The sequence below is a fragment of the Pseudoduganella sp. RAF53_2 genome (genome assembly GCF_052113985.1).
In the GTDB taxonomy this organism is placed as follows: domain Bacteria; phylum Pseudomonadota; class Gammaproteobacteria; order Burkholderiales; family Burkholderiaceae_D; genus Rugamonas.
In genome coordinates this window covers 1-1098 of record NZ_JBFRDW010001065.1, presented here as the reverse complement: position 1 = coordinate 1098, position 1098 = coordinate 1, and the positions used below count along the sequence as shown (strand labels likewise).

Sequence of the window (1098 nt, the reverse complement as noted above, 5' to 3'; positions counted from 1 at the left end):
CAACCTGGGCGCTGGACAGCGCGCCAGCCTGGTTCGAGGTCAGGGCAACGATCTGGTCGGTGCTCAGGCCGGTCGCCATGGCAGCGGTGCCGAAGGCTGCTACCTGGTTGGTCGACAGCGCGCCGATCTGGTCAGTGGTCAGGCCTGGCAGCTGGTTCGACTTCAGGGAAGCGATTGCAGCGGTAGACAGGCCAACGATGTCCTGAGTTTCGATTGCGCCAACGGCATTCGACGACAGCGCACCGATCTGCGCGGTGGACATGATTGCGAACTGGTTCGAGGTCAGGGCGACCACAGCGTCGGTCGACAGGCCGGAAATGCCGTTGGTGCTCAGGGCAGCGATAGAGCCGGTCGCCAGGTTCTTCACCTGGTCAGTGGTCAGTGCAGCAACCTGTGCGGAACCCAGAGCAGCAATGGTGCTGGTCTTGATCGCGTTCAGGTCTTGCGTCTGCAGGGCCGCCACATCGTCGGTGCTCAGGGCAGCGAACTGCGCGCTGGTCAGCACGTTAGCCTGCTGGGTGCTCAGGGCAACAACCTGATCGGTGGTCAGTGCCTTCACCTGGCCGGTCGACAGGGCAGCGATTGCCGAAGTCTTCAGGTTAGCGAAGTCCGCGGTTTCCAGAGCAGCGATGTTGTTGGTGCTCAGTGCTGCAACCTGGGCGCTGGACAGCGCACCAGCCTGGTTCGAGGTCAGCGCCACGATCTGGTCGGTGCTCAGGCCGGTCGCCATGGCGGCCGTGCCGAAGGCTGCAACCTGGTTGGTCGACAGTGCGCCGATCTGGTCAGTGGTCAGGCCAACCAGCTGGTTCGACTTCAGGGAAGCGATTGCAGCGGTGGACAGGCCAACGATGTCCTGAGTCTCGATCGCGCCAACTGCGTTCGACGACARCGCGCCGATCTGGGCGGTAGACATCACGGCGAACTGATTCGAGGTCAGGGCGACCACAGCATCGGTCGACAGGCCAGCGATGCCGTTGGTGCTCAGGGCAGCAATGGAGCCGGTCACCAGGTTCTTCACCTGGTCGGTGGTCAGTGCCGACACCTGTGCCGAACCCATAGCAGCGATGGTGCTGGTCTTGATGGCGTTCAGGTCTTGCG

General features: G+C 63.1%; 1 pseudogene. It reads right to left on the bottom strand.

Annotated features, from left to right (window positions below):
* Positions 1-1098: pseudogene (locus tag AB4Z11_RS32340) on the bottom strand (heme utilization protein); the annotation flags it as partial.